This is a genomic window from Duganella sp. GW821-FHT07G03 (genome assembly GCF_059418605.1).
Genome location: NZ_JBWKQE010000008.1, coordinates 1 through 24,023, shown reverse-complemented (window position 1 = coordinate 24,023; position 24,023 = coordinate 1). Strand labels below are relative to the sequence as shown.

Sequence of the window (24,023 nt, the reverse complement as noted above, 5' to 3'; positions counted from 1 at the left end):
TTGTTATTTTCAACGTCCTGATGCGTACATGTTTTCTGTAACGCTATTACACTAGAGGCGTGAGGAGATTTGAATGAGCCAGACCAGTTTTGAATTCAAGGCGGATGCCAATGACAGTACGCCGCTGTACATGCAAATTGCCCGCAAATTAAGCGATGATGTGCATAACGGCCGCTACCAGGTGGACCAGGCGCTGCCGTCCGAACGGACCTTGTCGGAGTTGCTGAACGTGTCGCGGGTGACCGCGCGCAAGGCCATCGACCAGCTGGTGGACCAGGGATTGGTGGTGCGCCGTCGCGGATCGGGCAATTATATTGCGCCGCGCATCGAGCAGCCGCTGTCCAACCTGACCAGTTTTTCCGAACAATTGCAGCAGCGCGGCCACATCCCCGGTTCGCGCTGGCTCAAGCGCGCGGTGGTGACGCCGACGCCGGAAGAGCAGCTGAGCCTGGGCCTGTCGCCGTATTCCAAGGTGGCGCGGCTGGAGCGCCTGCGCCTGGCCGACGACGTGGTGATGGCGTATGAGGTGTCGGTGCTGCCGCAGACCGTGCTCAACGACCCGAACGCGGTCGGCGCCTCGCTGTACCAGTACCTGGAAAGCATAGGCCAGGCGCCGGCGCGCGCCTTGCAGCACATCCGCGCGATGAACGCCTCGGCCGAGCTGGCCAAGCAACTGGGTGTTCCCGAGGGGCAGGCGGTGCTGTACATTACCCGTATCGCCTATCTGGAATCGGGCGAGGCGATGGAGCTGACGCATTCGTATTGCCACAGCGATCACTATGACTTCGTCGCGGAGATGCGTCGCGCAACGTAACGCACAACCTATGCTAAAAACCGAAACGCCGAGTACGCAGCACGCGCAGCTGGATCAATATTCGGTTGAGGCATTGGTGGCGGCGTTGGTCGAGGACCAGACGCGCGCGCTGCGGGCGGTGCAAGCCGCCGAGCCCAGCATCACCGCCGCCGTGCAGTCGATGACGCCGCGCATCGCCGCCGGCGGACGGTTGATCTATGTCGGCGCCGGCACGTCGGGGCGGCTGGGCATACTTGACAGCGTGGAGCTGTTCCCTACTTTCTCCTGGCCGCACGAGCGCGCCATTGCCCTGCTGGCCGGCGGCCTCGGCGCCATGTTCGAGGCGGTGGAGGGGGCGGAGGATGATCGCGCCAAGGGCGCTTCCGATCTGCGGCTGCTCTATCCGGTCTACAACGACGTGGTGTTGCTGGTGGCCGCGTCGGGCACCACGCCATATGTGCTGGGCGCCTTGCAGGCGGCGCGCACGGTGGGCGCTTTGACGGTCGGCATCGCCAACAACGTCGGCACGCCGCTGACGGCGGGCGCCGATATCGGCATCACCATCGACACAGGCTCGGAAGTGATCTCCGGCAGCACGCGGCTGAAGGCGGGCACGGCGCAGAAGATCGTGTTGAACACCTTGTCGAGCGCCTTGATGGTGAGGCTGAACAAGGTCTACGGCAACCTGATGGTGGACATGCACGCCACCAATGCCAAGCTGGTCGAGCGCGCGGTGCGGCTGACCATGCACGCCACCGGCGTCGAAGCCGACGTCGCGCGCGGCGTGCTGGAGCGCTGCCAGTTCCAGGTCAAAGTCGCCATCGTCGCGCTGCTGAAAAACACCTCCATCGAAGAAGCACAAAACCTGCTCGACGCAACGGACGGCAATGTCCGCCGCGCCTTGAAGCCGTGATTATGTTTAGCTGCGGGGCGCCGTCATCGCTGCGGCTAAATCCGATAGCGTGATCATCAGCGTCAAAGTGTCCAGCGGCGAAACAGCGAAGCCGACCCGCTCGTAAAACGATTTGGCCGCAGGTGTCAGCGCGTGGGTAATGACGCCGCGGATGCCGATTGCTTCGGCGGCTTGCAGAATGCGATGGCTGGCATCGCGAACCAATGCGCGCCCAAGCATTTTTCCTTGCAGGCGTCGGTCGATGGCGAGGCGTCCGAGCAGCACGACTGGAATGGGATCAGGCATGTTGCGACGAAAAGATCCTGCGGCCGCGCTGGCGCTGATGGCGCTTGCCGCTAGCGCGTAATATGCGACAACGCTTTTCCCCTGGCAGATGACAAAGGTACGCGATGCGCCGCTCGCCTGATTTGGCATGGCGCGACGGTTAAGCCAAACATCCAGGCTATCGACTCCGCACGAAAAGCGATTGGTCGCATGTAGGCTGGTTATCGGCTCCGGTGACCGTATGATCATTTTTTGTCCCAAGGCGCCTTGGTTTGCATGGTTTTAAGCAAGTGTGCGTTGGGCGCAGGGGGCATGTCCAGCCTTGCCAGGAACTCCGCGTAGGCTTCTGGCGTTGCGATAATGTTGACTTGGTCCAGCAGTGCGTCGTCTGCTGCGCGCCGCAAGGCATCGAGGATGAAATCGTTGCGATTTTTGCCAGAGGCTTTGGCGGCGCGCTCGATGAGGTTGCGTTCTTCTGAACCCATGCGTATGGTGAGCGTTTCTGGCTTGCTTTGGGTATCGGCTGGCGTGGACATGTCTCGATCTCCGATGGCTGTCTGTATTGTAGTCCGAATTTTGCCGAACAAAATCGAAGGATGTATGGATCGAGCGCAACAACGCAGTGCCTGGGCTTGGGTGCCTAGTATTTCATTTAGCCAGGCTGTGCCCTACGTCGCGGTGATGATGTTGTCGACGGTGATGTACAAGAATCTCGGTGTGTCCAATACCGATCTGGCGTTTTATACCGCTTGGCTGTACCTGCCGTGGGTGATCAAGCCGTTGTGGTCGCCCATCGTGGAGCTGTTCGGCACCAAGCGGCGCTGGATCGTCCTGCTGCAGTTGCTGACCGGCGCGGCGCTGGCCTCCGTGGCGCTGACCTTGCACCTGCCCGAGTTCTTCCGCATGAGTCTGGCCTTGCTGTGGCTGATGGCGTTCAGCTCGGCCACCCACGATATCGCCTCCGACGGCTACTACATGCTCGGCCTGCCGACCCAGCACCAGCAGGCCGCGTTCGTCGGCGTGCGCAGCGCGTTCTACAAGCTGGCGATGATCTCCGGACAAGGCGGCCTGGTCTACCTGGCCGGCAAGCTGGCCACGTCCAGCGGCGATCCGGCATGGGCCTGGTCGGTGGTGTTCTGCTTGATGGCGGCCTTGATGCTGGCCTTGAGCGCCTATCACCAGTTGATCCTGCCCCGTCCCGATTCCGACCGCAGCCATGCCGGCGGCGGCGCGCTGTGGCAGGATTTCCTGCGCACCTTCCACAGTTTCTTCCAGAAGCCGGGCATCAAGGCCACGCTGGGCTTCCTGCTGCTGTACCGTCTCGGCGAGGCGCAACTGCTGAAGATGGCGGCGCCCTTCCTGCTCGATCCGCGCGCACAGGGTGGACTCGGCCTGAGCACCGAGACCTTCGGCGTGGTCTACGGCACCGTCGGCGTGTGCGCGCTGGTGCTGGGCGGCTTGAGCGGCGGCGTGGTGATTTCCCGCTTCGGCCTCAAGCGCAGCCTGCTGCCGATGGTGTTCATCATGCACGTGCCGGACCTGGTGTTCGTCTACCTGGCCATCGCGCTGCCGACCAACACCGTGCTGATCTCCGCCTGCCTGGCGGTGGAGCAGTTCGGCTACGGCTTCGGCTTCTCGGCTTTCATGCTGTACATGGTGCTGGTGGCGGACGGCGAGCACAAGACCGCGCACTACGCCATCTGCACCGGCTTCATGGCCCTCGGCATGATGTTGCCGGGCATGGTCAGCGGCTGGATACAGCAGCACCTGGGTTATCAACATTTCTTCATCTGGGCCTGCATTTCGACGCTGCCCGCGTTCGCCATGACGGCGCTGGTACGGATCGATGCAGAGTTCGGCAAGAAATAATCGCGCAGCGCATTACAATACGGTGCTCAACAGACTCGGGGAATGGTTTTGGTTTTTAATGCAAAGAAGCGGCTGACGCTGACCGCCGGCATGGCCGGCGCCCTGGCCGCGCTGCTGGACGGTTGTTCCAGCACACCGATCACGCCTGTCCCGCCCACCGGCGCCACGCCCCGCCCACCGGCGGCTGGCGTCCCTGCGCCGGCGGCGCCTTTCGATATGAACATGCCGCCGCCGGCGCCGCGCGAGTTCCGCGCAGCGTGGGTGTCGACCGTGGCCAACATCGATTGGCCCAGCCGCAGCAACCTGACCATGGCCAAGCAGCAGGCCGAAGCGCTCGCCATCCTCGACCGCGCGCAGGCGCTGAACCTGAACGCCATCGTGTTGCAAGTGCGGCCGAGCGCGGATGCGATCTACCCGTCCGAACTGGAGCCGTGGTCCGAGTTCCTGACCGGCCAGCAGGGCCGCGCGCCCGCCACCGCCTGGGATCCGCTGCAATTCTGGATCGAGCAGGCGCACGCGCGCGGGCTGGAGCTGCACGCCTGGTTCAATCCCTACCGCGCCCGCCACGCCACGGCCAAGTCGCCGCTGGCGCGCAACCACATCGGCAGCACCAATCCCGAGGTGGTCAAATCCTACGGCCGCTACCTGTGGATGGATCCGGGCGAGGCCGCCGCCTCGCAGCACACGCTGGACGTGGTGCTGGACGTGGTGCGCCGCTACGATATCGACGGCGTTCACATCGACGATTATTTCTATCCCTACCCGATCGACAGCGTCGCCAGCGCGGCCGGCCCGGAAGGCGTGGCGCTGGACGCCGGCGTCGGCCAGAAGCAGGAGCTGGAGTTCCCGGACCAGCCGTCGTGGCAGCACTATCTGCTGGGCGGCGGCACGCTGGACCGCGCCGGCTGGCGTCGCCAGAACGTCAATGCGCTGATCGAGGCGATGTACCTCGGCATCCACAAGGAAAAGAGCTGGGTGCGCTTCGGCATCAGCCCGTTCGGCATCGGCCGTCCGGACCGGCGCCCGGCCGGCATCGTCGGCTTCAGCCAGTACGACAAGTTGTATGCGGACGCCGAACTGTGGCTGGCCAACGGCTGGCTCGACTACCTGGCGCCGCAGCTGTACTGGCCGGTGGCGCAGGCGCCGCAGGCGTTCGACGTGCTGCTCGACTACTGGCTGGCGCAGAACACCCGCGCGCGCCACGTCTGGCCGGGCCTGTACACCAGCCGCATCGACAACAGCGCCAAGGCGTTCGCGCCGGAAGAGATCGTCAAGCAGATAGTCGTGACGCGCAGCCGCGCCGGCGTGCAGGGCCACCTGCACTTCAGCATCGCGGCGCTGATGGACAACCGCAAGGGCATCGCCGATCAACTGCGCACGCAGACGTACCAGACGGCCGCGCTGGCCCCGGCCAGTCCGTGGCTGGGCTCGGAGCTGCCGCTTGCGCCGAGCGTCGCCGTGCGGCGCGAAGGCAATGGCGTGGGGCTGAGGCTGTCCGCCGGCGCCGGCAAGCCGGTCGCGCATTACGCGATCTGGTCGCGCTACGGTTCGGAATGGCGCTTCGCGGTGGCGCCCGCCTCCCGTCCGGTGCTGCTGTTGCCGGACGACGCGACGGCCGGCGCGGCGCAGGCGGTGGTGGTCAGCGCCATCGACCGCCTGGGCAATGAAAGCGAACGTATCAGCGTCATGCGCTAACTAACACGGAGCGAAACATGGGCGAGCTGGGACTGGGCATCGACGCGGGCGGCACGCAAACCCGCTGGGCATTGGCCGACGCGGCAGGCGCGATCGTGGCCGAGGGCGCGGTGGCCGGCATGTCGGCCACGCAGATGGGCAACACCGCCGGCCGCGATGCGGTGCGCGGCATCTTCTCGATGCTGGCGACGCAGGTGCTGGCGGTGGGCAAGCCGCACGGCGTGTGCGCCGGCCTGACCGGCTTTGACGGCCTGGCCACGCTGCCCGCGCAATGGCTGGCGGAACTGCTGCAAGTGGCGCCGCCGGCGGTCGCGCTGCGCAACGACGTGGAAATCGCCTACCTCGACAGCTTCGCTCCCGGCGAAGGCTACCTGGTCTACGCCGGCACCGGCTCCATCGCCGCCTGGATCGCCGAGGATGGCGAGTTCCACCGCGCCGGCGGCCGTGGCGTCACATTGGACGACGGCGGCGGCGGCTTCTGGATCGCGCGCGAAGCGATGCGCCACATCTGGCGGCTGGAGGACGAGCAGCCCGGTGCGTGGCAGCAGTCGGCGATGGCGCGCGCGGTGTTCGAGCAGGTCGGCGGCAGCGACTGGGCCTTGTCGCGCCAGTTCATCTACGGCCAGGACCGGGGCGCCATCGGCCGCCTCGCCCTGGCCGTGGCCGCCAGCGCCGAGGCCGATCCGGTGGCGCGCGCCATCCTCGAACAAGCCGGCCAGGAGCTCGCGCGCATCGCGCTGGCGCTGGTGGGCCGCTACGGTCCGCGTCCGCTGGTGCTGAGCGGCCGGGCCGCCATGCTGCATCCGCTGATCGCGCAGGCGATGCGCGCGGCGCTGCCGCCGGAACTGTCGCTGCGGCAAAAAGAAGCACAGTCGCACCACGCTGCGGCCCGCATTGCTCTACACTCACGGAATTGAACCGCTGCCGAGACCGCCAATGATGAAGATCCTCCCGCTTGCCGCCCTGTCCACCGCCGTCGCCTTGCTGGCCGGCTGCGCCACCGCGCCGCCCGCCGGACCGCGCCTCGACACCACGCTGAGCGCGCGCAGCCAGAGCGACCGCATCAAGTACATCATCATCCACTACACGGTCAGCGACCTGCCGCGTTCGATCAAGATCCTGACCCAGCAGGAAGTCAGCGCGCACTACCTGCTGACCGATACGGAGCAGCCCTTCTTCTACACGCTGGTGGACGAGTCGCGCCAGGCCAACCACGCCGGCTTGAGCAGCTGGAAGATCTACAACCAGCTCAATTCGGCATCGATAGGCATCGAGATCGTCAATCCGGGCTTTGTCGAAACGCCGCAGGGCCGCGTGTACGCGCCGTTTCCGCAGGCGCAGATCGACCAGCTGATTTTGCTGTTGAAGCAGATCGTCGCGCGCCACGACATCAAGCCGGAAAACATCCTCGGCCACAACGATATCGCGCCGCAGCGCAAGCAGGACCCCGGTCCGATGTTCCCATGGAAGCAGCTGGCCGACGCCGGCCTGGTCGCGTGGCCGGAAGCGAGCCGCGTGGCGGCGCGCCTGCCGGGGTACCAGGAGCAGTTGCCGGACGTGGCATGGTTCCAGCGCAAGCTGGCCCAGCATGGCTACGCGGTGCCGCAGACGGGCGAGCTGGACCTGGCCACCCGCAATGTGATGGTGGTGTTCCAGTCCAAGTATCGGCAGTCGCTGTATGACGGCGTGCCGGATGCGGAATCGGCGGCCATTCTTGATGTGCTGACCAGCCCGCTGCCAGTCATGCAGATGGCGATCCCGCCGACCGTGATGCCGCCGCCGCAACCGGCGCCAGGCACCGTGCCGACCGAATAATCCGTTGGGAGCGCCGCATGGCTTTCACCATCACCTGTGAAGAAATTGCCGGCCATCCCGATTTCCGGCGTCTAGCCGGCATGGACGGCATCGCCGTCGAACTGCGCTACGCCACACCGGACAATTTTGTCGGCCGCGATTTGTATTCGCCGCTCGATTGCGCCTGGCTGCACAAGCATGCGGCGGCGGCGCTGGAGAAGGTGGTGGCATGGCTGGCCGAACGGCGGCCCGACTGCAAGGTGCTGGTGCTGGACGCCCTGCGTCCGCAGCGCGTGCAGGAGCAGCTGTGGCTGGCGCTGCAAGGCACGGAGCTGCTGGGCTACATCGCCGATCCCGAGCGCGGCTCGATCCATTCCTTTGGCATGGCACTGGACCTGACTTTGCTCGACGCGCAAGGCCGCGAGCTGGACATGGGCACCGGCTTCGATGACTTGTCCGAACGCTCGCATCCCGCGCTGGAGGCCAAGCTGCTGGCGCGCGGCGAATTGACCGCGCAGCAGATCGCCAACCGGCAATTGCTGCGCGACGCGATGTTCCAGGCCGGCTGGGTCGGCATCAACAGCGAATGGTGGCACTTCGATTGCGGCGACCGTTTGCAGGTGCGCCGCGACTACATCCGCGTACTTTGACAGCTACGGGTTTTGAGCGGGGCCATTGATATTGACATGTACGGCCATTGGCCGTATCTTTGGTGAAGGCTAAAATCGGGCTGATAGCCGTATGGCTTTGCAAGAAATTGCCGTGGAGGGCAAGCCAATGACGAAAACTACTTTAAAGCGAGCACAAGCTCAATCGGGCACTGCCGAGGCCTTTTCGTTGAGCGCACCGCTGAAGCGCGCGCGAATGGAGCTCAAGACCACTGATGCGGCAAAGGAGTTGCTTAGTCTGGCTGCGGCACTGGATGGCACGGATTTGACGGCGTTCATCTTGAATACCGCTATGGAAAAGGCTCGTAAGGTTGTGGCTGAACATAGGGCCATTATGCTCAGCAGAGACGGGCAGGAGGCGCTGGCCCGCTTACTGCAATCGGAACCTGGCCAACCCACGAAGGCGATGCGTGAGTTGATGTCCTTGCCGGATTTGAATAAGGCATGACTATCGGTTTTTCGAAGTACGATCCGAACCTTACTTACTCTGGTCAAAAGAAGTTTGATTGTGGACATGCGGTTATTAATAAGTTCGCGCATGACTCACTTAAATCACAAGTGAGAAAAGGAGTCTGTGTAGCCTATGTGCTTACCGATCAGTCGCAAGCGGGTCGATTTGTTGGTTTTTTCACGATAGGCCAGCACTCAATTGGTTTGCCTTCGCTCGCAGCACTTGCGCCCGGTTCGCTGCCCAAACAAATTCCGTGTACTCGACTCATTATGCTGGGTGTTGACAGCCAGTACAAAGGGCGGAACCTGGGCAAACAACTGATGAAAGAGGCTTTCAAGGCAGCCAAATTGGCTGCCGAGGCTGTCGGCTCGTTCGGTATGTATCTTGATGCCGATGCTGGAGCAGTCAGTTTCTACGAAGAATTGGGCTTTAGTCTATTGGAAGGTAATAAAAGCCCTGACCCATCGCCCATGTTCCTTCCAATGACGAGTATTCCCTAGCGGTCAGCGATCCACCATCGCCATGCGCTCCTTGCTGTAGCGCAGGCCGGATACCTGTTTCAGCGCGTTGTTCAGCACCGCCATCTCGGTCTCATCCAGCGTGATCTCCGCCGCGGCCACGTTCTGCTCCAGGAAGGTGCGACGGCGCGTGCCGGGAATGGTCACGATATCGTCGCCCCTGTGCATGGCCCAGGCCAGCGCGATCTGCCCCGGCGTGACCAGCCGATGATCGGCCAGCTCGCGCACGATGGCGGCCGCTTCCATGTTGCGGTCGAAGTTCTCCCCTTGCAGACGCGGATCCAGATGGCGGAAATCGCTGGGCGGATACTCTTCCGCGCGCTTGGCGGTGCCGGCCAGGAAACCCCGTCCCAGCGGGCTGAACGCCACCAGGCCGATGCCCAGTTCGCGCAGCGCCGGCAGCACGTCGGCCTCCAGGTTGCGCTCCCACAGCGAGTACTCGCTTTGCAGCACGCTGATCGGATGCACCGCATGGGCGCGGCGGATATTGGCCACGCCCGCCTCGGACAGGCCGAGGTAGCGCACCTTGCCTTCGCGGACCAGGTCGGCCATCACGCCCACCACGTCCTCGATCGGCACCAGCGGATCGATGCGGTGCTGGTACAGCAGGTCGAGGTAGTCGGTGTTCAGGCGGCGCAGCGAGCCCTCCACTTTTTCGCGGATATGGGCCGGATCGCTGGTCACGCCGACCGTCTTGCCGTCGCGGATGTCGAAGCCGAACTTGGTGGCGAGGATGACCTCGCTGCGGCGGCCGGTGAAGGCGCGGCCCAGCAGCGCCTCATTGTCGTAGGGGCCGTATTGCTCGGCCGTGTCGAAGAAGTTGACGCCCAGTTCCAGCGCCCGGTGCAGCGTGGCGACCGCCTCGGTCTGGTCGGCCGGCCCGTAGGTGTTGCTCATGCCCATGCAGCCCAAACCCTGCGCCGATACCGTCAGACCCTGGCTGCCTAAAGTGCGTTGTTTCATGATGACTCCTGCGTGTTGTGGTGCTTTTAGTATCGCGGCTGCACAAAAAATACACAATCCGCTTACAATGCAAAGCATTGTTGATGCAGCTGCAACGGTGGGGCGATGCGATGGAAATGTTGAAGGAAATGGCCATCTTTGCACAGGTGGTCGATAGCGGTGGTTTCTCGGCGGCGGCGCGGCAGCTGGAGCTGACCACGTCGGCGGTCAGCCGCCACGTGTCGCGGCTGGAGGCGCACATGGGCGGACGGCTGCTGCACCGGACCACGCGCTCGCTGTCGCTGACCGAGCTGGGGCAGCAGGTGCACGCCGCCTGCGTGCGTATGGTGAGCACGGCGCGCGAAGTGCATGCGCTGGCCGGCAGCTACAGCGCGCGGCCGAACGGCACGATACGCGTCAGCGCGCCCATCGTGCTGGGACAGGTGTGGCTGGCGCCCAAGCTGCCGGGCTTCCTGGCGCGCTATCCGGAGGTCAATGTCGAGCTGCAGCTGATGGACCGCAAGATCGATTTGATCGAGGAAGGCATGGACCTGGCGATCCGCATCGCGACCGAGCTGGCGCCGGGACTGGCGGCGCGCACGCTGGGGCCGGTGAGTTATGTGCTGGTGGCGTCGCAGCAGTATCTGGACGCGCATGGCGAGCCGCAATCGCCGCACGAGCTGCCGGCGCATCAATGCAGCTACCTGGGCTACGCGCGCTTCGGCGATGCGTGGAGTTTGCGGCGCGGCGGCGAGACGGCCAGCATCCGCGTGCCATCGCGGCTGACGATCAACAACAGCGCGGCCTTGATGGCGGTGGTGGAGGCGGGCGGCGGCATCGGCCTGGTGCCGGATTTCACGGCCCGCCCGGCGCTGGCGCAGCAGCGGGTGCGGCAGGTGCTGCCGGAGTGGATTTTCGACGAGCCGTATGCCGGCACGGTGCATGCGGTCTACATGCCCGGCCCGCATCTGGCGTTGAAGGTGCGGGCGTTTATCGACTATCTGGTGGAGCAAGGGTTGCCGGGATGAGGACGCGCGGTCAGGATTCGAAGCGCACGGTGTGTGCCACGTAGTTGAAGGTCACCTTGTATTTCTTCAGGAAGCCAACACCCAGCGATACGCCGGCGCCTATGGTGTCGGTGGCGGTGCCGAAGGTGGTGTACGCGGCCTTCAGGTCATGCACCTTCAGGCCGCCGACCGAAAAGGGCGGCGCCTTGCCGACCACGATGGATTGGGCGCCGCCATGTCCCATCGTGGGAACCGGCTTGGCCATGTCCATCAGGGCCTCGATGCCCAACGACTTGGCCGTTGCGGGGGTGATGATGATGCCATAGGTGCCGCCGGTGTCGATCAAGGCGTTCACCTGTTGTCCGGCCATGGTCAGCTTGATGATGGGGATGCCGGTGTCGAGCGCCATGGCCACGTCGTGGCGGGAGGTTGGCTGCGGCGTCTCGAAGTAGACTTCTTCGCGCAGGTAATCGATCACGATGGATTTCCCTTCCAGGAAAGTGCGGCCCAGCATGCCTGCGACGGGCATGCCCTCCGGCCCGCTCATTCCATCCATGCCGATCGACTGGAACAATACGGTTTTGGCGGGCTCGTGCCCGGCGCGCACATGGACCGTGTCGGTGTCGAAGGTGGTCGGTTTTGTCGTGCCGAAGGTGGACTGGGCCTCCGCGCTGGCGGTCAGCCTGAGTCCTATCGTCTTCGCATAATCGGTGTCGATGATCGATTCAGTTGTGCCGGTATCGAGCATCATCCATGCGTCCGGCTGATCGTTGACCGAAATCTTCAGGTAGACCAGACCTTTCTGGAACCTCGATGGCAGCGTATGCGCGTGCCCGGCCGCGCCGTAGGCCAGCGAAGAGGCCAGCAAGCAGGCTGCAGCGATGCAGGACGTGGCCAACGACAGCGCCGATTTGTGTGTGGAGGAGGTGAACATGACGCTAACGTACCATGCCGGTGCGATGGCGAATATCGTCACCGGCCGCAATAGACTATTCCACATTCCGACTGCATTAGACCGGCCCGCCGCTGTCCGCCAGCGCGCCGGCCAGGAAATCGGCGAAGGCGCGCACCCTGGCGACCTGTTGGCGATGCTGGGGCCAGACCAGATTGATCGGCAGCGGCGCAATTGCCCAATCAGGCAGCAGTGGACGCACCCGCCCCTCGGCCAGCTCCTGCTTCACCATCCAACTGGGGGCGTAGGCGATGCCCATGCCGTCGAGCAGCGCGGCGCGCACCACTTCCGAACTATTGCTCTGCAAGGCGCCAGTCACCGCGACCGCGACCTCGCGCCCGTCGGCGTGCGAAAAGTGCCACACGTTTTTGCTGCTCAATTCGGTGTACACAATGCAGCAATGCAGCAACAGCTCGGTGGGCGTCGACAGCGCCGCCGGATAGGATGTGCTGGCCATCAAGGTGCCCTGGCTGCGCCCGATGCCGCGCGCGATCAGCGCGCTGTCGGCCAGGTGGCCGATGCGCACCGCCATGTCGATGCCTTGCTCGACCAGATCAATGTAGTGGTCGTGCAAGCGCAGGTCGATCCGCACCGATGAGTGTTCCGCCAGGAAGCGTTTCACCAGCGGCATCAGGACCCGCAAGCCGAAGCCGACCGGCGCGGCGATGCGCATGGCCCCTTCCAGTCGATGCGTGCCATGACGCAGCTGCCGTTCCGCCTCCGCCACCTCGGCCACCAGCCGGCGCGCCTGATCGAAATAGCGGCGGCCATCGTCGGTCAGCGCCAGCGCGCGCGTCGAACGGGTGAGCAAGCGCACGCCCAGATGTTGTTCAAGCGCGGCCACCTGCTTGCTGATAGCGCTTTGGGTGGTGTTGCGTTCCCTGGCGACGGCTGAAAACGTCCCCGTTTCCGCGACGCGTACAAACACATGCATGGCAAGCAGGCGATCCATAGTCGGTTCCATTCATTCAAATCTGGAATGAATGTTAATCGTTTTTGCCGACTGTCACAGGCCGCAGGACTGACTTATCGTGACGGCTGATTTTCAACCATCTACAAGGATCGTCCATGATGAAGTTCTACTACCATCCGTCGCCCAACCCGGCCAAGGTTGCATTGTTTCTGGAGGAGAGCGCGCTGCCTTACGAACTGGTGCTGGTCGACACGCACCGGGGGGAGCAGCACCTCCCCGCCTATCTGGCCATCAATCCGAATGCCAAGACGCCGGCGCTGGTCGACGGCGCCGCGACCGTCTTCGACAGCAACGCGATACTGCTGTACCTTGCCGAAAAGACCGGGCGCTTCCTGCCCGGCACGCCCGTCGAACGCGCCGAGATGCACTCCTGGCTGATGTTCCTGGCCACCGGCCTGGCGCCGATGTGCGGCCAGTTGGGGCACTTCAAGTTTTTCGCGCCGCAGCCCAATGACTATGCCGTCAACCGCTATACCTTTGAAGCGTGGCGCCATTGGCGCATCCTCGACCAGCGCCTGAGCCAGCGCGCATACATGCTGGGCGATAGCTACACCATCGTCGACATGGCCGTATGGGGTTGGGCGCGAGTGATCCCGTTCGTGCTGGGCGAGCAGGCGTGGGCGGCGCTGCCCAACGTCAAACGCTGGTTCGACGCCGTCAATGCCCGTCCGGCCGCCCAACGTGCCGAGGCCTTGAAGGACGCCCAACCCTACAAGGCCGAATTTGACGCCGAAACTTTGGCGGCGCTGTTCCGTCACAATCTGCCAGGCGAAGCAGTGCCGACGTGAGCTTAAGGTCGCCCGTTGCGGGCCACCCAGTCGATCACGCCGTCCAGCACGGTGCGGCCGGCGCCGTTGGCCACGTGCTCATCGTTCAGGATGGCGACCACGATGCAGGGCTGGTTGTTGGCGTCGGTGACGTAGCCGGCGATGGCGATCACGCTCTTCAGGCTGCCGGTCTTGATGCGGGCGCGCAGTGCGGCCGGGCTGTCCTTGAGGCGCTTGCGCATGGTGCCATCGGTGGCGGCGATCGGCAGGCTGGACAGGAACTCGGGCATCCACAGGCTCTTCAGGCCCGCTTGCAGTATGCCCGCCAGTTGCGCCGGCGTGGCGTGCTCGGTGCGCGACAGGCCGGAGCCGTTGTCGAAGACCAGGCCGTTGGCGTCGATGCGCTGGTTTTGCAGCCAGCCGCGGATCGCGGTTTCGGCGCGCATCGGCGTGCTGGCCTGGCTGCCGTCGAGCGCGATCGGGCGGCTGCCCAGCACGGGGTCGGCTTGCAGGCTGCCCAGCATCAGGAACACTGTGCGGGCCAGGGTGTTGTCGGAAAATTTGTTGATGTCGCGTAGAATTTCCGGCAGCGGACGGGAGACGTGTTCGGCCAGCAGGCGGGTGGCCGGGGGCGACGTTGGCGCGTCGGCAGGCGCGGTCTCGGACGCTGCGTCGCTCGTGGTGGCCGAGGTAGTCACGCTGGCGGTTGGTGAGGCCGCTGACACGCTGGCCTCGCGCACGTCGCCGACTATGCTGCCGCCCAGCTTGCGCCAGGTGGCGCGCAGCAAGCGCTCCAGATAGTCGTGATGGTCCAGCACGTCGACGCTGGTCGACTTGATGCAGTTCTTAGGATAGCTGCCATGCAGCACCACCTCGATCTTATCGCCGCTGCGCGCAACGTCCGGCGAACGCCAGCCCTGCTCCCATGAAGCGCACGGCGCGTCGCTGAGCTTCATGTCCGAGCGGATGCTGACCTTGTCCATCTCCGGCATCATCACCAGGCCCACCTTGTTGCCGGTCGAGCGCATCTCCACTTTCAGCAGATTGGTGTTGGTCAGCAGCGCATCGGGGATCACGTTGTAGTAGGCCCACGGGAATTCGTCGAACGGCGGCTGGCCCACATCCGGCCGCGCCGGCTGGAACAGTTGACGGTCCAGGATCACATCGCCCTTGATCTTGCGGATGCCCTGGTTGCGCAGCGCTTGCAGCATGTGCAGCAGCACGTCCTCGTTGAGATCGACATCGCCGCCGCCGCGCAGGATCAGGTCGCCTTGCAGCACGCCGTTGACCAGCTCGGCGCTGGTGCGGAATTCGGTGCGGCCACGGAAGGCCGGCCCCAATTGTTCCAATGCCGTCATCGTGGTGAACAGCTTCATGGTGGAGGCCGGCTGCATGCTCTGCTGAGCGTTGTGCGAGACCAGCGTGGTGTCGCCGCGCAGCACGACGATGCCGGCGCCTTCCGGCGGAATATGCGCCGCTTGCAGCAGCGCGCTGATGGGCTCCGGCAGGTCGGCGGCGTGGGCGGTGCCGGCGGTGCTGGTAGCAAGCAGCGCGGCGAGGATGAGGCGACGGAACATGGCGACCTTGTTCAATGGAAGAAGACGTAAGAGACGAAGATGGCGGCGATGACGCCGGCCAGGTCGGCGATCAGGCCGCAGGAAATCGCGTAGCGTGTCTTGCGTATGCCCACCGAGCCGAAGTACAGCGCGACGATGTAGAAGGTGGTGTCGGCCGAGCCGTTGAACACGCAGGCCAGGCGGCCGACAAACGAATCCACGCCATAGGTGCGCATGGTGTCGATCATCATGGCCTTGGCGGCGCTGCCGCTGAGCGGCTTCATCAGCGCGGTCGGCAGCGATGGCACGAAATCGGTGTTGACGCCCAGCTGGCCGAACAGCCAGCTGAAGCCGTCCACCGCATAGGCGAACACGCCGGCGTTGCGGATCACGCTGATCGCCACCAGCATGCCGACCAGGTAGGGAATCACGGTGATCGAAGTCTGGATGCCGCCCTTGGCGCCTTCGATAAAGGCTTCGTAGACGTTGACCTTGCGCCGCAGCGCGCCGATGATGAAGCCGGCGATCACCACCATCAACACCAGGTTGCTGAAGACCTTGGAGAACAGTTCGATCTCGATCTTGGTCAGGTAGTGCGTGAAGTAAAACACCATGCCGGCGATGGCGGCCGTCATGCCGCCCAGCCAGCTCAGCACCACGCCATTGAACAGGTTGATGCGCTGGCGGATGGCGACGGCGATGATGCCGGTGACGGTCGCCACATAGGTCGCGATCATGCAGGGGATGAAGATGTCGGACGGATCGGCCGCGCCCAGGATCGAGCGCTGCGCCATGATGGCCAGCGGGATCAGGGTCAGGCCGGAGGTGTGCAGCACCAGGAACATGATCTGGGCGTCGGTCGGCTCGTCCTTGCTGGGGTTGAGTGTTTGCAGGCTTTCCATGGCCTTCAGGCCGAACGGCGTGGCGGCGTTGTCCAGGCCCAGCAGGTTGGCCGAGAAGTTCATCACCATGTGGCCGGTGGCCGGATGATTCTTCGGCACGCCCGGGAAGATGCGCGAGAAGAACGGTGCGATCAGCCGCGCCAGCAGGTCGATGGCGCCGGCCTTTTCGCCGATGTTCATGATGCCCAGCCACAGCGTCATCACGCCGGCCAGCGGCAGCGCGATGTCCATCACGGCGGCCTTGGCTGAGTCGAAGGTGCCGTCGATGATGCGCTTGAAAATTTCGGTGTCGCCCGTCAGGAGGAACTGCACCAGCGCGGCCGCAAAGCCGATCAGGAAGAAGCCGGACCAGATGTAATTGAGCGACATATCTAGAAATTTTCCTGAAAGCAGTGGGCGATTTGCAAAGTATAGCGGGTAAGCCTGTCAAAAAAGTTATAAGCTGCCGCTTTACGTATGCGATGTGGAAGGGACCTGATGCCCAAAAGTTATGCCGCAGCCCTGCTGGCGCTGGCGTTATCCTCTGGCCTCGCCGCTGCCGAGCCACCTGCTGCTGCGGTGCCCAAGGTCCTGCACGCCTTCCTGAGCACCGGCGAGACGGGCCTCGATCCGGCCGTGGCGTCCGATATCGCCAGCCTCAGCCTGCTGGAAAACCTGTTCGACCCGCTGCTGCGCTACGACTACCTGGCCCGTCCCGTCAAACTGCAAGCGAACACGCTGAGCGCCATGCCGACCGTGGAAGACAACGGCCTGAGCTACACCTTCCACCTGCGCCAGGACATCTACTTCACGCCCGATCCGGCCTTCAAGGGCGTGCATCGCCAAGTGACCGCGCAGGACTACGTCTACAGCCTGAAGCGCTTGTACGATCCGACGCTGAAGTCGCCGTGGCTGTTTCTGTTGGAAGGCAAGATCGCCGGCGACGAGGCGCTGAAGACCAAGTTCAGCTACGACAGCAACATCGCCGGCCTGCAAGCGCTGGACAAGTTCACCCTGCGCATCAAGCTCAACGCCGCCGATCCCAACTTCCTGTTCTACCTGGCGACGCCGTCCACCGCCGTGGTCGCGCGCGAGGTGATGGAGGCTTACGGCGCGCAGGCCGGCAACCACCCGGTCGGCACCGGCCCCTTCATGATGGGCCGATGGAAGCACAGCGACCAGATCACTTTGCTGGCCAACCGCGACTTCCGGCCGACGATGTTCCAGGGCCGGCGCCTGCCGCTGCTGGACCAGGTCGACATCAAGATCGTCGAGGAATACCAGTCGCGCGTGCTCGGCTTCCTGAACGGCGAATTCGATTTCCTCGAACAGCTGCCGGAATCGATGAAGGACATGGTGCTGGCCGCCGACGCCAAGCCGACCCTGAAACCGGCGCTGGCCAAACAGGGCATGGTGCTGTCGCCCTTCCCGGTGCTGCAAACCTACTACATGTGGATGAACATGGACGACCCGCTGATCGGCGGCTACAGCAAGGAGAAGCTGGCCTTGCGCCGCGCCATCGCGCTGGGCTACAACAGCGGCGAGGATGTGGTGCTGATGAAGAAGGGCCTGGCGCTGCCGGCCGCGACACCGCTGCCGCCGAACGTGCTGGGCTACGATCCGGCCTATCGCAGCCCGGTCGCCTACGATCCCGCGCTGGCCAACGCGCTGCTGGAACGCTACGGCTACCGCAAGGCCGCCGACGGCTTCCGTACCCAGCCCGACGGCAAGCCGCTGACCTTGGTGATGCACAGCGAATCGTCCACCGTCGGCCGCCTGCGCGACGAGCTGTGGCGCAAGAACCTGAACGCCATCGGCCTGAAAGTGGCTTTCAAGAGCGACAAGAAAACCGAGATCATCAAAGCCTCGCGCCTGGGCTCGGTGATGATGTTCGAGACCAACTGGGTCGCCGACTTCCCCGACGGCGAGAATTTCTACCAGCTGCTGTACGGCCCCAACAGCGGCCGCGCCAATTACGCCCGCTTCAACCTGCCCGCCTACAACCAGCGCTACGAGCAGAGCCGCAGCATGGGCGACTCGTCGCAGCGCACCGCGCTGTACGACGAGATGGCGCAGCTGATCCACGCCTACACGCCGTGGGTGCTGCTGACGCATCCGATTTCCGCCGACTTGCAGCAGCCTTGGCTGAAGCATTACCAGCGTCATCCGGTGGAGCTGACCAACTGGCGCTATCTGGACGTAGCCGCACATAACGCGCGCTGATCCATGCGTACAATGGCCGCATGAGACTATTTAACCGCAGGGCACTGTTGCACGTCAGCGCGCACCCGATGGACTTTCTGGTGCAATGCCTGAAGGGCTTCCGCGCCAATCAGGGCTTGCTGCTGGCGGGCGCGGTCGCCTATTACTCCCTGCTGTCGATCGTGCCGCTGGTGATGCTGGTGGTGGTCGCGTTGTCGCATTTCATCGCGCAGGACGAATTGCTGGCGACCCTGGGCCGCTACCTGAACTGGCTGGTGCCGGGACAAGCCCGGCCCATCGTGACCGAGGTCGGCCATTTCCTCGAACACCGCGACCTGATGGGCGGCGTGCTGGTGGTCAGCATGATTTTCTTCAGCTCGCTGGCGTTCACGGTGCTGGAAAACGCCATGTGCGTCATCTTCAAGCACCGGGTCGAGATACGGCGCCGGCACTTCCTGATCTCGGCGATCATGCCCTACTGCTACATCCTGTCGCTGGGTGTCGGCATGCTGCTGGTGACGCTGGTGGCGGGCAGCTTGCAGGTGTTGGGCGAGGAAAGCGTGCAATTCCTCGGCTACAGCTGGTCGCTGCACGGCATCTCCGGCGTGCTGCTGTACTTGCTGGGCCTGGGCGGCGAGGTGCTGGTGCTGACGTCGATCTACCTGGTGATGCCGGTAGGCCGCCTGTCACTGTCGCACGCGCTGATCGGCGGCGTGACCGCGGCGCTGCTGTGGGAACTGGCGCGCCACATCCTGGTTTGGTATTTTTCAACTTTGTCGCAGGTGAACGTGGTGTATGGCTCGATGACCACCGCCATCATCGTCATGTTCAGCCTGGAAATCGGCGCCACCTTGCTGCTGTTCGGCGCCCAGGTCATTTCCGAGTTCGAGCGGGTCGGCCGCCAACGCACGCTGCGCGAACCGGCGCCGATGACCACCCAAGCTACAGAAGTAAAATAATTTGTGCGTCGCACAAAAAACTGTGTTACACTACGTTCGTGGTTGAGGTTGTTGGGGAGGAATCCCGGAAAACAGTCCCACGTCCAAGAGGAGCGCCGCAGTTCGATATGTGTAAGACCGAACCGCAGTTGACGCAAACCCTGGAGTTGTAATTCCGAATACGATGGTCGATTTACACGTTGGGGGCACCACGCAGATAGCATGGGCGCCCGAGACTCTGGAGTCACTTTGCAGATAGCACTGGACACCGGCATACGATTAAAGCATTGGTAATACATTGGAACAAAGCCCGCTGAGATGCGGGCTTTTTTTTATTGCCCAGCCTTATTTCGAAAAGCTAGCCAAGAGAAGCAAGGCGAGCATCTACGTAGACCCAAGCTTGCTCCCCTGAAGCTAGCTTTGCCGAAACGCGCTTATAGGCATCGACTTCATATGCGTCAGCGTGTTCGAGTTCCGAGTCAGTGACTTCAAACACTGTTCCTTGCACCCGATCCCCTGCATTGTTACTAAGCCTAACGATAGGGTGGTGCGTCTTTCCGCTTGTGGCTACGACCTCTTGGTCTTCAATTTTCACCATAGACTGCGTAAAACCAAGCAGGAGATCTGCGTTCCCCACGAGGCGTCTTCCGAATGTGGCGAGCTGGACGCATTCTTGCTGCAAGGTTCCGTAGGAGAAGAGCAATGCCATGAGTATCCTTTCTGTTGGCGCGGACCTAAGTTTCGCGATGTCTAACGGATAGTTTATCGGCCAGCCACGCTGGCACTCGCGACCAACATGGCAGCTACCCCACCTTGGAACAGCCAGCAGGATTGTGCACACGCTGTACGGACGCGGGATTTTTGACGAGCTTGGCAAGCGAACGAGTGGGGCGTGCGACGAGTTCACCGCCACAGTTCGGGCATTTGGCCGAGAAAGTCGTTGCGCAGGCCTCGCAGAAGGTGCATTCGAATGAGCAGATGCGGGCGCCGGATCGCTCCGCGGGAAGGTCTTTGTCACAGCATTCACAGCTAGGTCTCATTTGCAGCATGGTGCTCTCCTCTGTTGTGGAATTTATTTTGATTGATGTTCATGACGCGATGGAAGGTGGCAAATACCTAAGACCGTCGATCGTACCCTGGTCCGCTTCGATCACCACCGTCGTATAGGAGTCGATACAGGCCATGATCGCGTCGCGCGGTCCGTTCGTCCAGGCAGCGCTGCCGTAGAATTGTTCCTGGCTCTGGCTGATTTCAATGACCTGCTGCATAGGCCTTACCTTGGCGATGAAAGATGGATATGATAGGGTTCGCCAGTGTTGTTAGCAACGCAACATTCATGGTTTTTATCGTGAAGAAGTGGGCAAATAACGGTTTTTTGAGAGGTTTTCTTTGAAATTTGTATTTGACGCCTATGATCGGAAAATTCTTGCTATTTTACAAACAGACGCACGGCTGAGCTATTCGGAGATCGGCCGAAGAATTCACCTTACCTCGCCAGCTGTCGCCGAGCGGGTGCGCCGGCTTGAGGAGGCGCACATTATCGAAGGCTTTACCGCGCGATTGAATTTGCGGGCGATGGGCTATAGTTTTGAAGCGTTTATCCATATCACGGTCGATTCGCACGATGCGCTCGATAACTGGGCCGCCTCGCACCCGGAAGTGCTGGCACTGCATGCAACGACTGGCAATCATTGCGCCCTGATCCGCCTTGCCGTCACTGGACCTGAACACCTGCAAACGCTGATTCAAGCGCTGGGAACCATCGGAAAAACAACGACTTCGATCGTCCTTTCCTCGCAATTAGAAAGCCGTCCGCGCTTGCCCGGGGATCAACTCCCGGACGCCGTGTCGTCTCTCTAAAGGCTGCAAGGCCTGTGCGGCAGCGGCGGTAGCCAGATGGGTCATCGTGTTGCCGCCAAATCATTTCGATATTATTTGAATTATCGAATCAATTGCGCTAGCATGGCGGCATGGATACTAAACAAGCTTTGGCGGCCCTGTCGTCGCTGGCCCAGGACAGCCGGCTGGCCGTGTTCCGCCTGCTGGTGCAGGTGGGGCCGGAAGGCATGGCGGCCAGCAAAATCGGCGAACGGCTCGATATTTCGCCGTCGTCGCTATCCTTTCACTTGAAGGAGCTGAGCCATGCCGGCATGGTCGGTTCGCGCCAGGATGGCCGCTTCGTCATCTACACGGCCGATGTGGGCGCAATGAACGGCCTGATCGGATTCCTCACCGAAAACTGCTGCGGCGGCCTGCCCTGCGGCGTCTCTGAATGCTCCCCATGAATGTTCTGTTTCTCTGTACCGGTAATTCCTGCCGCTCGGTGTTGAGCGAAGGTGTCTTCAATCATCTGGCGCCGGAGGGCTGGCGCGCGATCAGCGCCGGCAGCCAGCCTGCTGGTGCCTTGCACCCGCGCGCGGTGGCGCTGCTCACCCGCAAGGGGATTTCCACCGAAGGCTATTACAGCAAGTCGTGGAACGATTTGCCGGTGACGCCGGATATCGTCATCACCGTCTGCGGCAGCGCGGCCGGCGAGACTTGCCCTGCCTATCTGGGTCAGGTGCTGCGCGCGCATTGGGGCGTGGACGATCCCAGCCATGTGGTCGGCACCGACGAAGAAATCGAGACCGCGTTTGAACTGGCCTACCGCATCATCCGCGCGCGCATCGAGGCGTTCCTGGCGTTGCCGCTGGCGCAGCTGGCGGCCGACAAGGCTGCATTCAAGCTGGAGCTGGACCGCATCGGCGGCTTGAGCGTGGCCTGATGCTGGTCGCCTTCCTGATTTTCCTGGCGACGCTGACCCTCGTCATCTGGCAACCGCGCGGCTTGGGCATAGGCTGGAGCGCGGTGGCCGGCGCCTGCGTGGCGCTGCTGGCCGGCGTGATCCACGTCGGCGATATCCCCGTGGTGTGGCACATCGTGTGGAACGCCACCGGCACCTTCGTGGCGATCATCATCATCAGCCTGTTGCTGGACAAGGCCGGCTTCTTCGAGTGGGCCGCGCTGCACGTGGCGCGCTGGGGACGCGGCAGCGGCAAGCTGCTGTTCGCGATGTTCGTGCTGCTGGGGGCGGCGGTGTCGGCGCTGTTCGCCAATGATGGCGCGGCGCTGATCCTCACGCCCATCGTCATCGCCATGCTGCGCGAGCTGAAATTCTCGGGCAAGGCCATGCTGGCGTTCGTGATGGCGGCCGGCTTCGTCGCCGACACGGCCAGCTTGCCGCTGGTGGTGTCCAACCTGGTCAACATCGTCTCGGCCGATTACTTCAACGTCAGCTTCGCGCGCTATGCGGCGGTGATGGTGCCGGTGAACGTTGTCGCCGTGGCGGCCACCTTGGCGGTGCTGCTGTGGTTCTTCCGCCGCGATATCCCGGCGGACTACGATCTGGCGCAGGTCAAGCGGCCGGAAGACGCGATCCACGACCGCGCGACCTTCGTGACCGGCTGGTGGGTGCTGGGTTTGTTGTTGATCGGCTTCTTCTGGCTGGAGGATCTGGGTGTGCCGATCAGCGCCACCTCGGCCGTCGGCGCGGCCATGCTGTTGCTGGTGGCGGCGCGCGGTCATCGCATCTCGACGCGCGAGGTGATCGGCAATGCGCCGTGGCAGATCGTGGTGTTCTCGCTGGGCATGTACCTGGTGGTGTACGGACTGCGCAACGCCGGCCTGACCGACTACCTGACGGCGGCGCTCAACGCCTGCGCGCAGCATGGTGTGTGGGGCGCGGCGCTGGGGACCGGCTTTATCACGGCGATCCTGTCGTCGATCATGAACAACCTGCCGACGGTGCTGATCGGCGCGCTGTCGATCGACGCGTCCACTGCGCAGGGCGTGGTGCGCGAGGCCATGGTCTACGCCAACGTCATCGGCAGCGACCTGGGACCGAAGATTACGCCGATCGGCAGCCTGGCTACGCTGCTGTGGCTGCACGTGCTGGAAAACAAGGGCATCAAGATTTCGTGGGGCTACTACTTCCGCGTCGGCATCTGCCTGACCTTGCCGGTGCTGCTGGTCACGCTGGCGGCGCTGGCTGTGCGTTTGAACTGAGAGGGGGAAACATGGATCTGCCCAACATCAATCCAGCGCTGCTGGAGACGCCGACCCTGGACAAGCTGGCGCCGGTCGGCGACTTCGATCATCCGCCGCGCATCCTGATGCTGTATGGCTCGCTGCGCGAGCGCTCGTTCAGCCGCTTCCTGACTGAAGAGGCGGCGCGCATCCTTGAGCACTTCGGCGCCGAGGTGAAAATCTTCGATCCGACCGAGTTGCCGATGGCGGGCAGTATATCGGAAGATCATCCCAAGGTGCAGGAGCTACGCGCCTTGTCGCTATGGTCCGAAGGCCAGGTATGGTGCAGCCCGGAGCGGCACGGCGCCATCACGGCGGTGATGAAGAACCAGATCGACTGGATACCGCTGGAGCAAGGCGCGCTGCGTCCCAGCCAGGGGCGCACCTTGGCCGTGATGCAGGTATGCGGCGGATCGCAATCGTTCAACGTGGTCAACACGCTGCGGCTGCTGGGGCGCTGGATGCGCATGTTCACGATACCCAACCAGTCGTCGGTGCCGATGGCCTACAAGGAATTCGACGATGCCGGCCGCATGCGTCCTTCCGGTTACTATGAGCGGGTAGTGGATGTGATGGAGGAGCTGTACAAGATGACCTTGCTCTTGCGCGGCCGCACCGATTACCTGACCGACCGCTACAGCGAGCGCAACGAGCGTTCGGTGAAGTCGATCAACCGACAACTGGGAAAGATTTAACATGGGGGTCAAGTCCTGAACCTTCCCCTCAAATTTTGAAGATAGCGATTAACGATCTCAGCTCGCCAAGAGCGATGGTG

The 24,023-nt window shown here is 63.2% G+C and carries 28 protein-coding genes; 18 read left to right on the top strand and 10 right to left on the bottom strand.

All coding sequences use genetic code 11. The annotated features are described in order from the left end of the window. The first annotated feature begins 73 nt into the window (after positions 1-73). Both AC07OK_RS12580 and murQ read left to right on the top strand, forming a co-directional pair. Complete coding sequence (locus tag AC07OK_RS12580) at positions 74-814, top strand: GntR family transcriptional regulator (RefSeq protein ID WP_008443158.1); 741 nt, start codon at positions 74-76, stop codon at positions 812-814. Between the two features lie 10 nt (positions 815-824). Then, positions 825-1,706 (top strand): N-acetylmuramic acid 6-phosphate etherase, encoded by an 882-nt coding sequence (murQ, locus tag AC07OK_RS12575; RefSeq protein WP_494690628.1) that lies wholly within the window; start codon positions 825-827, stop codon positions 1,704-1,706. A gap of 6 nt (positions 1,707-1,712) precedes the next feature. Here murQ and AC07OK_RS12570 read toward each other — a convergent pair whose 3' ends face one another. Then, positions 1,713-2,219, bottom strand: a complete 507-nt coding sequence (locus AC07OK_RS12570; RefSeq protein ID WP_494690627.1) for a GNAT family N-acetyltransferase — start codon at positions 2,217-2,219, stop codon at positions 1,713-1,715. Then, positions 2,216-2,506 (bottom strand): type II toxin-antitoxin system TacA family antitoxin, encoded by a 291-nt coding sequence (locus AC07OK_RS12565; protein WP_494690626.1) that lies wholly within the window; start codon positions 2,504-2,506, stop codon positions 2,216-2,218. The genes AC07OK_RS12570 and AC07OK_RS12565 overlap by 4 nt, the downstream gene beginning before the upstream one ends. A 64-nt stretch (positions 2,507-2,570) precedes the next feature. Between AC07OK_RS12565 and AC07OK_RS12560 the strand changes: the two genes are divergently transcribed. The 7 genes from AC07OK_RS12560 to AC07OK_RS12530 all read left to right on the top strand — a co-directional run bounded on the left by AC07OK_RS12560 (position 2,571) and on the right by AC07OK_RS12530 (position 8,947). Continuing rightward, complete coding sequence (locus tag AC07OK_RS12560) at positions 2,571-3,839, top strand: MFS transporter (protein ID WP_494690625.1); 1,269 nt, start codon at positions 2,571-2,573, stop codon at positions 3,837-3,839. Between the two features lie 42 nt (positions 3,840-3,881). Then, complete coding sequence (locus AC07OK_RS12555; protein ID WP_494690624.1) at positions 3,882-5,534, top strand: glycoside hydrolase family 10-like protein; 1,653 nt, start codon at positions 3,882-3,884, stop codon at positions 5,532-5,534. 17 nt (positions 5,535-5,551) lie between these two features. Further along, the gene (locus tag AC07OK_RS12550; protein ID WP_494690623.1) at positions 5,552-6,451 is read left to right on the top strand and encodes an N-acetylglucosamine kinase; all 900 of its coding nucleotides are present in this window, start codon (positions 5,552-5,554) and stop codon (positions 6,449-6,451) included. A gap of 22 nt (positions 6,452-6,473) precedes the next feature. Next, positions 6,474-7,349 carry an N-acetylmuramoyl-L-alanine amidase gene (locus AC07OK_RS12545; protein ID WP_494690814.1) on the top strand — a complete coding sequence of 292 codons (876 nt, stop codon included), beginning with the start codon at positions 6,474-6,476 and terminating at the stop codon, positions 7,347-7,349. Between the two features lie 17 nt (positions 7,350-7,366). Next, positions 7,367-7,978, top strand: coding sequence for a M15 family metallopeptidase (locus AC07OK_RS12540; protein ID WP_494690622.1), 612 nt, complete (start codon positions 7,367-7,369; stop codon positions 7,976-7,978). 91 nt (positions 7,979-8,069) lie between these two features. After that, a complete protein-coding gene (locus AC07OK_RS12535; protein WP_494690621.1) occupies positions 8,070-8,444 on the top strand; it encodes a type II toxin-antitoxin system TacA family antitoxin in 375 nt (124 codons plus the stop codon). Beyond that, the gene (locus AC07OK_RS12530; RefSeq protein ID WP_494690620.1) at positions 8,441-8,947 is read left to right on the top strand and encodes a GNAT family N-acetyltransferase; all 507 of its coding nucleotides are present in this window, start codon (positions 8,441-8,443) and stop codon (positions 8,945-8,947) included. The genes AC07OK_RS12535 and AC07OK_RS12530 overlap by 4 nt, the downstream gene beginning before the upstream one ends. A 3-nt stretch (positions 8,948-8,950) precedes the next feature. On the opposite strand, the gene AC07OK_RS12525 is transcribed toward AC07OK_RS12530, so the two are convergent. Beyond that, positions 8,951-9,928 (bottom strand): aldo/keto reductase, encoded by a 978-nt coding sequence (locus tag AC07OK_RS12525; RefSeq protein ID WP_217941552.1) that lies wholly within the window; start codon positions 9,926-9,928, stop codon positions 8,951-8,953. 83 nt (positions 9,929-10,011) lie between these two features. Here AC07OK_RS12525 and AC07OK_RS12520 point away from each other — a divergent pair, with 83 nt between their 5' ends. Next, on the top strand, positions 10,012-10,935 hold the full coding sequence (locus tag AC07OK_RS12520; RefSeq protein WP_494690619.1) for a LysR family transcriptional regulator: 924 nt from the start codon (positions 10,012-10,014) through the stop codon (positions 10,933-10,935). Between the two features lie 10 nt (positions 10,936-10,945). On the opposite strand, the gene AC07OK_RS12515 is transcribed toward AC07OK_RS12520, so the two are convergent. Beyond that, entirely contained in the window at positions 10,946-11,914 is a 969-nt protein-coding gene (locus AC07OK_RS12515; RefSeq protein ID WP_494690618.1) for an aspartyl protease family protein, read from the bottom strand. A 10-nt stretch (positions 11,915-11,924) separates the two neighbouring features. Next, positions 11,925-12,818 carry a LysR family transcriptional regulator gene (locus AC07OK_RS12510; protein ID WP_494690617.1) on the bottom strand — a complete coding sequence of 298 codons (894 nt, stop codon included), beginning with the start codon at positions 12,816-12,818 and terminating at the stop codon, positions 11,925-11,927. 116 nt (positions 12,819-12,934) lie between these two features. Between AC07OK_RS12510 and AC07OK_RS12505 the strand changes: the two genes are divergently transcribed. Then, the gene (locus AC07OK_RS12505; RefSeq protein WP_494690616.1) at positions 12,935-13,627 is read left to right on the top strand and encodes a glutathione S-transferase family protein; all 693 of its coding nucleotides are present in this window, start codon (positions 12,935-12,937) and stop codon (positions 13,625-13,627) included. Positions 13,628-13,629: 2 nt separating this feature from the next. Here AC07OK_RS12505 and AC07OK_RS12500 read toward each other — a convergent pair whose 3' ends face one another. Beyond that, positions 13,630-15,183, bottom strand: coding sequence for a D-alanyl-D-alanine carboxypeptidase/D-alanyl-D-alanine-endopeptidase (locus AC07OK_RS12500; RefSeq protein WP_494690615.1), 1,554 nt, complete (start codon positions 15,181-15,183; stop codon positions 13,630-13,632). Between the two features lie 11 nt (positions 15,184-15,194). Further along, the gene (locus AC07OK_RS12495) at positions 15,195-16,433 is read right to left on the bottom strand and encodes a nucleoside recognition domain-containing protein (RefSeq protein WP_494690614.1); all 1,239 of its coding nucleotides are present in this window, start codon (positions 16,431-16,433) and stop codon (positions 15,195-15,197) included. 108 nt (positions 16,434-16,541) lie between these two features. Here AC07OK_RS12495 and AC07OK_RS12490 point away from each other — a divergent pair, with 108 nt between their 5' ends. Together AC07OK_RS12490 and AC07OK_RS12485 are read left to right on the top strand one after the other, a co-directional pair. Continuing rightward, positions 16,542-18,266, top strand: a complete 1,725-nt coding sequence (locus tag AC07OK_RS12490) for an ABC transporter substrate-binding protein (protein WP_494690613.1) — start codon at positions 16,542-16,544, stop codon at positions 18,264-18,266. Positions 18,267-18,286: 20 nt separating this feature from the next. Continuing rightward, positions 18,287-19,204 (top strand): YihY/virulence factor BrkB family protein, encoded by a 918-nt coding sequence (locus tag AC07OK_RS12485; protein WP_494690612.1) that lies wholly within the window; start codon positions 18,287-18,289, stop codon positions 19,202-19,204. Positions 19,205-19,541: 337 nt separating this feature from the next. Here AC07OK_RS12485 and AC07OK_RS12480 read toward each other — a convergent pair whose 3' ends face one another. From AC07OK_RS12480 to AC07OK_RS12470, 3 genes are all read right to left on the bottom strand, one after another. Beyond that, positions 19,542-19,892, bottom strand: a complete 351-nt coding sequence (locus AC07OK_RS12480; RefSeq protein WP_494690611.1) for a gamma-glutamylcyclotransferase family protein — start codon at positions 19,890-19,892, stop codon at positions 19,542-19,544. A 94-nt stretch (positions 19,893-19,986) separates the two neighbouring features. Continuing rightward, positions 19,987-20,232, bottom strand: coding sequence for a DUF1272 domain-containing protein (locus AC07OK_RS12475; protein WP_494690610.1), 246 nt, complete (start codon positions 20,230-20,232; stop codon positions 19,987-19,989). A 39-nt stretch (positions 20,233-20,271) separates the two neighbouring features. After that, entirely contained in the window at positions 20,272-20,451 is a 180-nt protein-coding gene (locus tag AC07OK_RS12470) for a hypothetical protein (RefSeq protein WP_494690609.1), read from the bottom strand. Between the two features lie 121 nt (positions 20,452-20,572). Between AC07OK_RS12470 and AC07OK_RS12465 the strand changes: the two genes are divergently transcribed. From AC07OK_RS12465 to arsH, 5 genes are all read left to right on the top strand, one after another. After that, on the top strand, positions 20,573-21,043 hold the full coding sequence (locus AC07OK_RS12465; RefSeq protein ID WP_494690608.1) for an Lrp/AsnC family transcriptional regulator: 471 nt from the start codon (positions 20,573-20,575) through the stop codon (positions 21,041-21,043). Between the two features lie 110 nt (positions 21,044-21,153). After that, positions 21,154-21,468, top strand: a complete 315-nt coding sequence (locus AC07OK_RS12460) for an ArsR/SmtB family transcription factor (protein ID WP_494690607.1) — start codon at positions 21,154-21,156, stop codon at positions 21,466-21,468. Then, complete coding sequence (locus AC07OK_RS12455) at positions 21,465-21,947, top strand: arsenate reductase ArsC (RefSeq protein ID WP_494690606.1); 483 nt, start codon at positions 21,465-21,467, stop codon at positions 21,945-21,947. The genes AC07OK_RS12460 and AC07OK_RS12455 overlap by 4 nt, the downstream gene beginning before the upstream one ends. Beyond that, positions 21,947-23,227 (top strand): arsenic transporter, encoded by a 1,281-nt coding sequence (locus AC07OK_RS12450; protein WP_494690605.1) that lies wholly within the window; start codon positions 21,947-21,949, stop codon positions 23,225-23,227. The genes AC07OK_RS12455 and AC07OK_RS12450 overlap by 1 nt, the downstream gene beginning before the upstream one ends. A gap of 11 nt (positions 23,228-23,238) precedes the next feature. Further along, positions 23,239-23,943, top strand: a complete 705-nt coding sequence (arsH, locus tag AC07OK_RS12445) for an arsenical resistance protein ArsH (RefSeq protein ID WP_494690604.1) — start codon at positions 23,239-23,241, stop codon at positions 23,941-23,943. The last annotated feature ends 80 nt before the right edge of the window (positions 23,944-24,023 follow it).

Coding starts and splice junctions, on each gene's coding strand:
- AC07OK_RS12580 (WP_008443158.1), top strand. CDS start 74: ATGAGCCAGACCAGTTTTGAATTCAAGGCGGATGCCAATGACAGTACG.
- murQ (WP_494690628.1), top strand. CDS start 825: ATGCTAAAAACCGAAACGCCGAGTACGCAGCACGCGCAGCTGGATCAA.
- AC07OK_RS12570 (WP_494690627.1), bottom strand. CDS start 2,219: ATGATCATACGGTCACCGGAGCCGATAACCAGCCTACATGCGACCAAT.
- AC07OK_RS12565 (WP_494690626.1), bottom strand. CDS start 2,506: ATGTCCACGCCAGCCGATACCCAAAGCAAGCCAGAAACGCTCACCATA.
- AC07OK_RS12560 (WP_494690625.1), top strand. CDS start 2,571: ATGGATCGAGCGCAACAACGCAGTGCCTGGGCTTGGGTGCCTAGTATT.
- AC07OK_RS12555 (WP_494690624.1), top strand. CDS start 3,882: ATGGTTTTGGTTTTTAATGCAAAGAAGCGGCTGACGCTGACCGCCGGC.
- AC07OK_RS12550 (WP_494690623.1), top strand. CDS start 5,552: ATGGGCGAGCTGGGACTGGGCATCGACGCGGGCGGCACGCAAACCCGC.
- AC07OK_RS12545 (WP_494690814.1), top strand. CDS start 6,474: ATGAAGATCCTCCCGCTTGCCGCCCTGTCCACCGCCGTCGCCTTGCTG.
- AC07OK_RS12540 (WP_494690622.1), top strand. CDS start 7,367: ATGGCTTTCACCATCACCTGTGAAGAAATTGCCGGCCATCCCGATTTC.
- AC07OK_RS12535 (WP_494690621.1), top strand. CDS start 8,070: ATGGCTTTGCAAGAAATTGCCGTGGAGGGCAAGCCAATGACGAAAACT.
- AC07OK_RS12530 (WP_494690620.1), top strand. CDS start 8,441: ATGACTATCGGTTTTTCGAAGTACGATCCGAACCTTACTTACTCTGGT.
- AC07OK_RS12525 (WP_217941552.1), bottom strand. CDS start 9,928: ATGAAACAACGCACTTTAGGCAGCCAGGGTCTGACGGTATCGGCGCAG.
- AC07OK_RS12520 (WP_494690619.1), top strand. CDS start 10,012: ATGCAGCTGCAACGGTGGGGCGATGCGATGGAAATGTTGAAGGAAATG.
- AC07OK_RS12515 (WP_494690618.1), bottom strand. CDS start 11,914: ATGTGGAATAGTCTATTGCGGCCGGTGACGATATTCGCCATCGCACCG.
- AC07OK_RS12510 (WP_494690617.1), bottom strand. CDS start 12,818: ATGGATCGCCTGCTTGCCATGCATGTGTTTGTACGCGTCGCGGAAACG.
- AC07OK_RS12505 (WP_494690616.1), top strand. CDS start 12,935: ATGATGAAGTTCTACTACCATCCGTCGCCCAACCCGGCCAAGGTTGCA.
- AC07OK_RS12500 (WP_494690615.1), bottom strand. CDS start 15,183: ATGTTCCGTCGCCTCATCCTCGCCGCGCTGCTTGCTACCAGCACCGCC.
- AC07OK_RS12495 (WP_494690614.1), bottom strand. CDS start 16,433: ATGTCGCTCAATTACATCTGGTCCGGCTTCTTCCTGATCGGCTTTGCG.
- AC07OK_RS12490 (WP_494690613.1), top strand. CDS start 16,542: ATGCCCAAAAGTTATGCCGCAGCCCTGCTGGCGCTGGCGTTATCCTCT.
- AC07OK_RS12485 (WP_494690612.1), top strand. CDS start 18,287: ATGAGACTATTTAACCGCAGGGCACTGTTGCACGTCAGCGCGCACCCG.
- AC07OK_RS12480 (WP_494690611.1), bottom strand. CDS start 19,892: ATGGCATTGCTCTTCTCCTACGGAACCTTGCAGCAAGAATGCGTCCAG.
- AC07OK_RS12475 (WP_494690610.1), bottom strand. CDS start 20,232: ATGCTGCAAATGAGACCTAGCTGTGAATGCTGTGACAAAGACCTTCCC.
- AC07OK_RS12470 (WP_494690609.1), bottom strand. CDS start 20,451: ATGCAGCAGGTCATTGAAATCAGCCAGAGCCAGGAACAATTCTACGGC.
- AC07OK_RS12460 (WP_494690607.1), top strand. CDS start 21,154: ATGGATACTAAACAAGCTTTGGCGGCCCTGTCGTCGCTGGCCCAGGAC.
- AC07OK_RS12455 (WP_494690606.1), top strand. CDS start 21,465: ATGAATGTTCTGTTTCTCTGTACCGGTAATTCCTGCCGCTCGGTGTTG.
- AC07OK_RS12450 (WP_494690605.1), top strand. CDS start 21,947: ATGCTGGTCGCCTTCCTGATTTTCCTGGCGACGCTGACCCTCGTCATC.
- arsH (WP_494690604.1), top strand. CDS start 23,239: ATGGATCTGCCCAACATCAATCCAGCGCTGCTGGAGACGCCGACCCTG.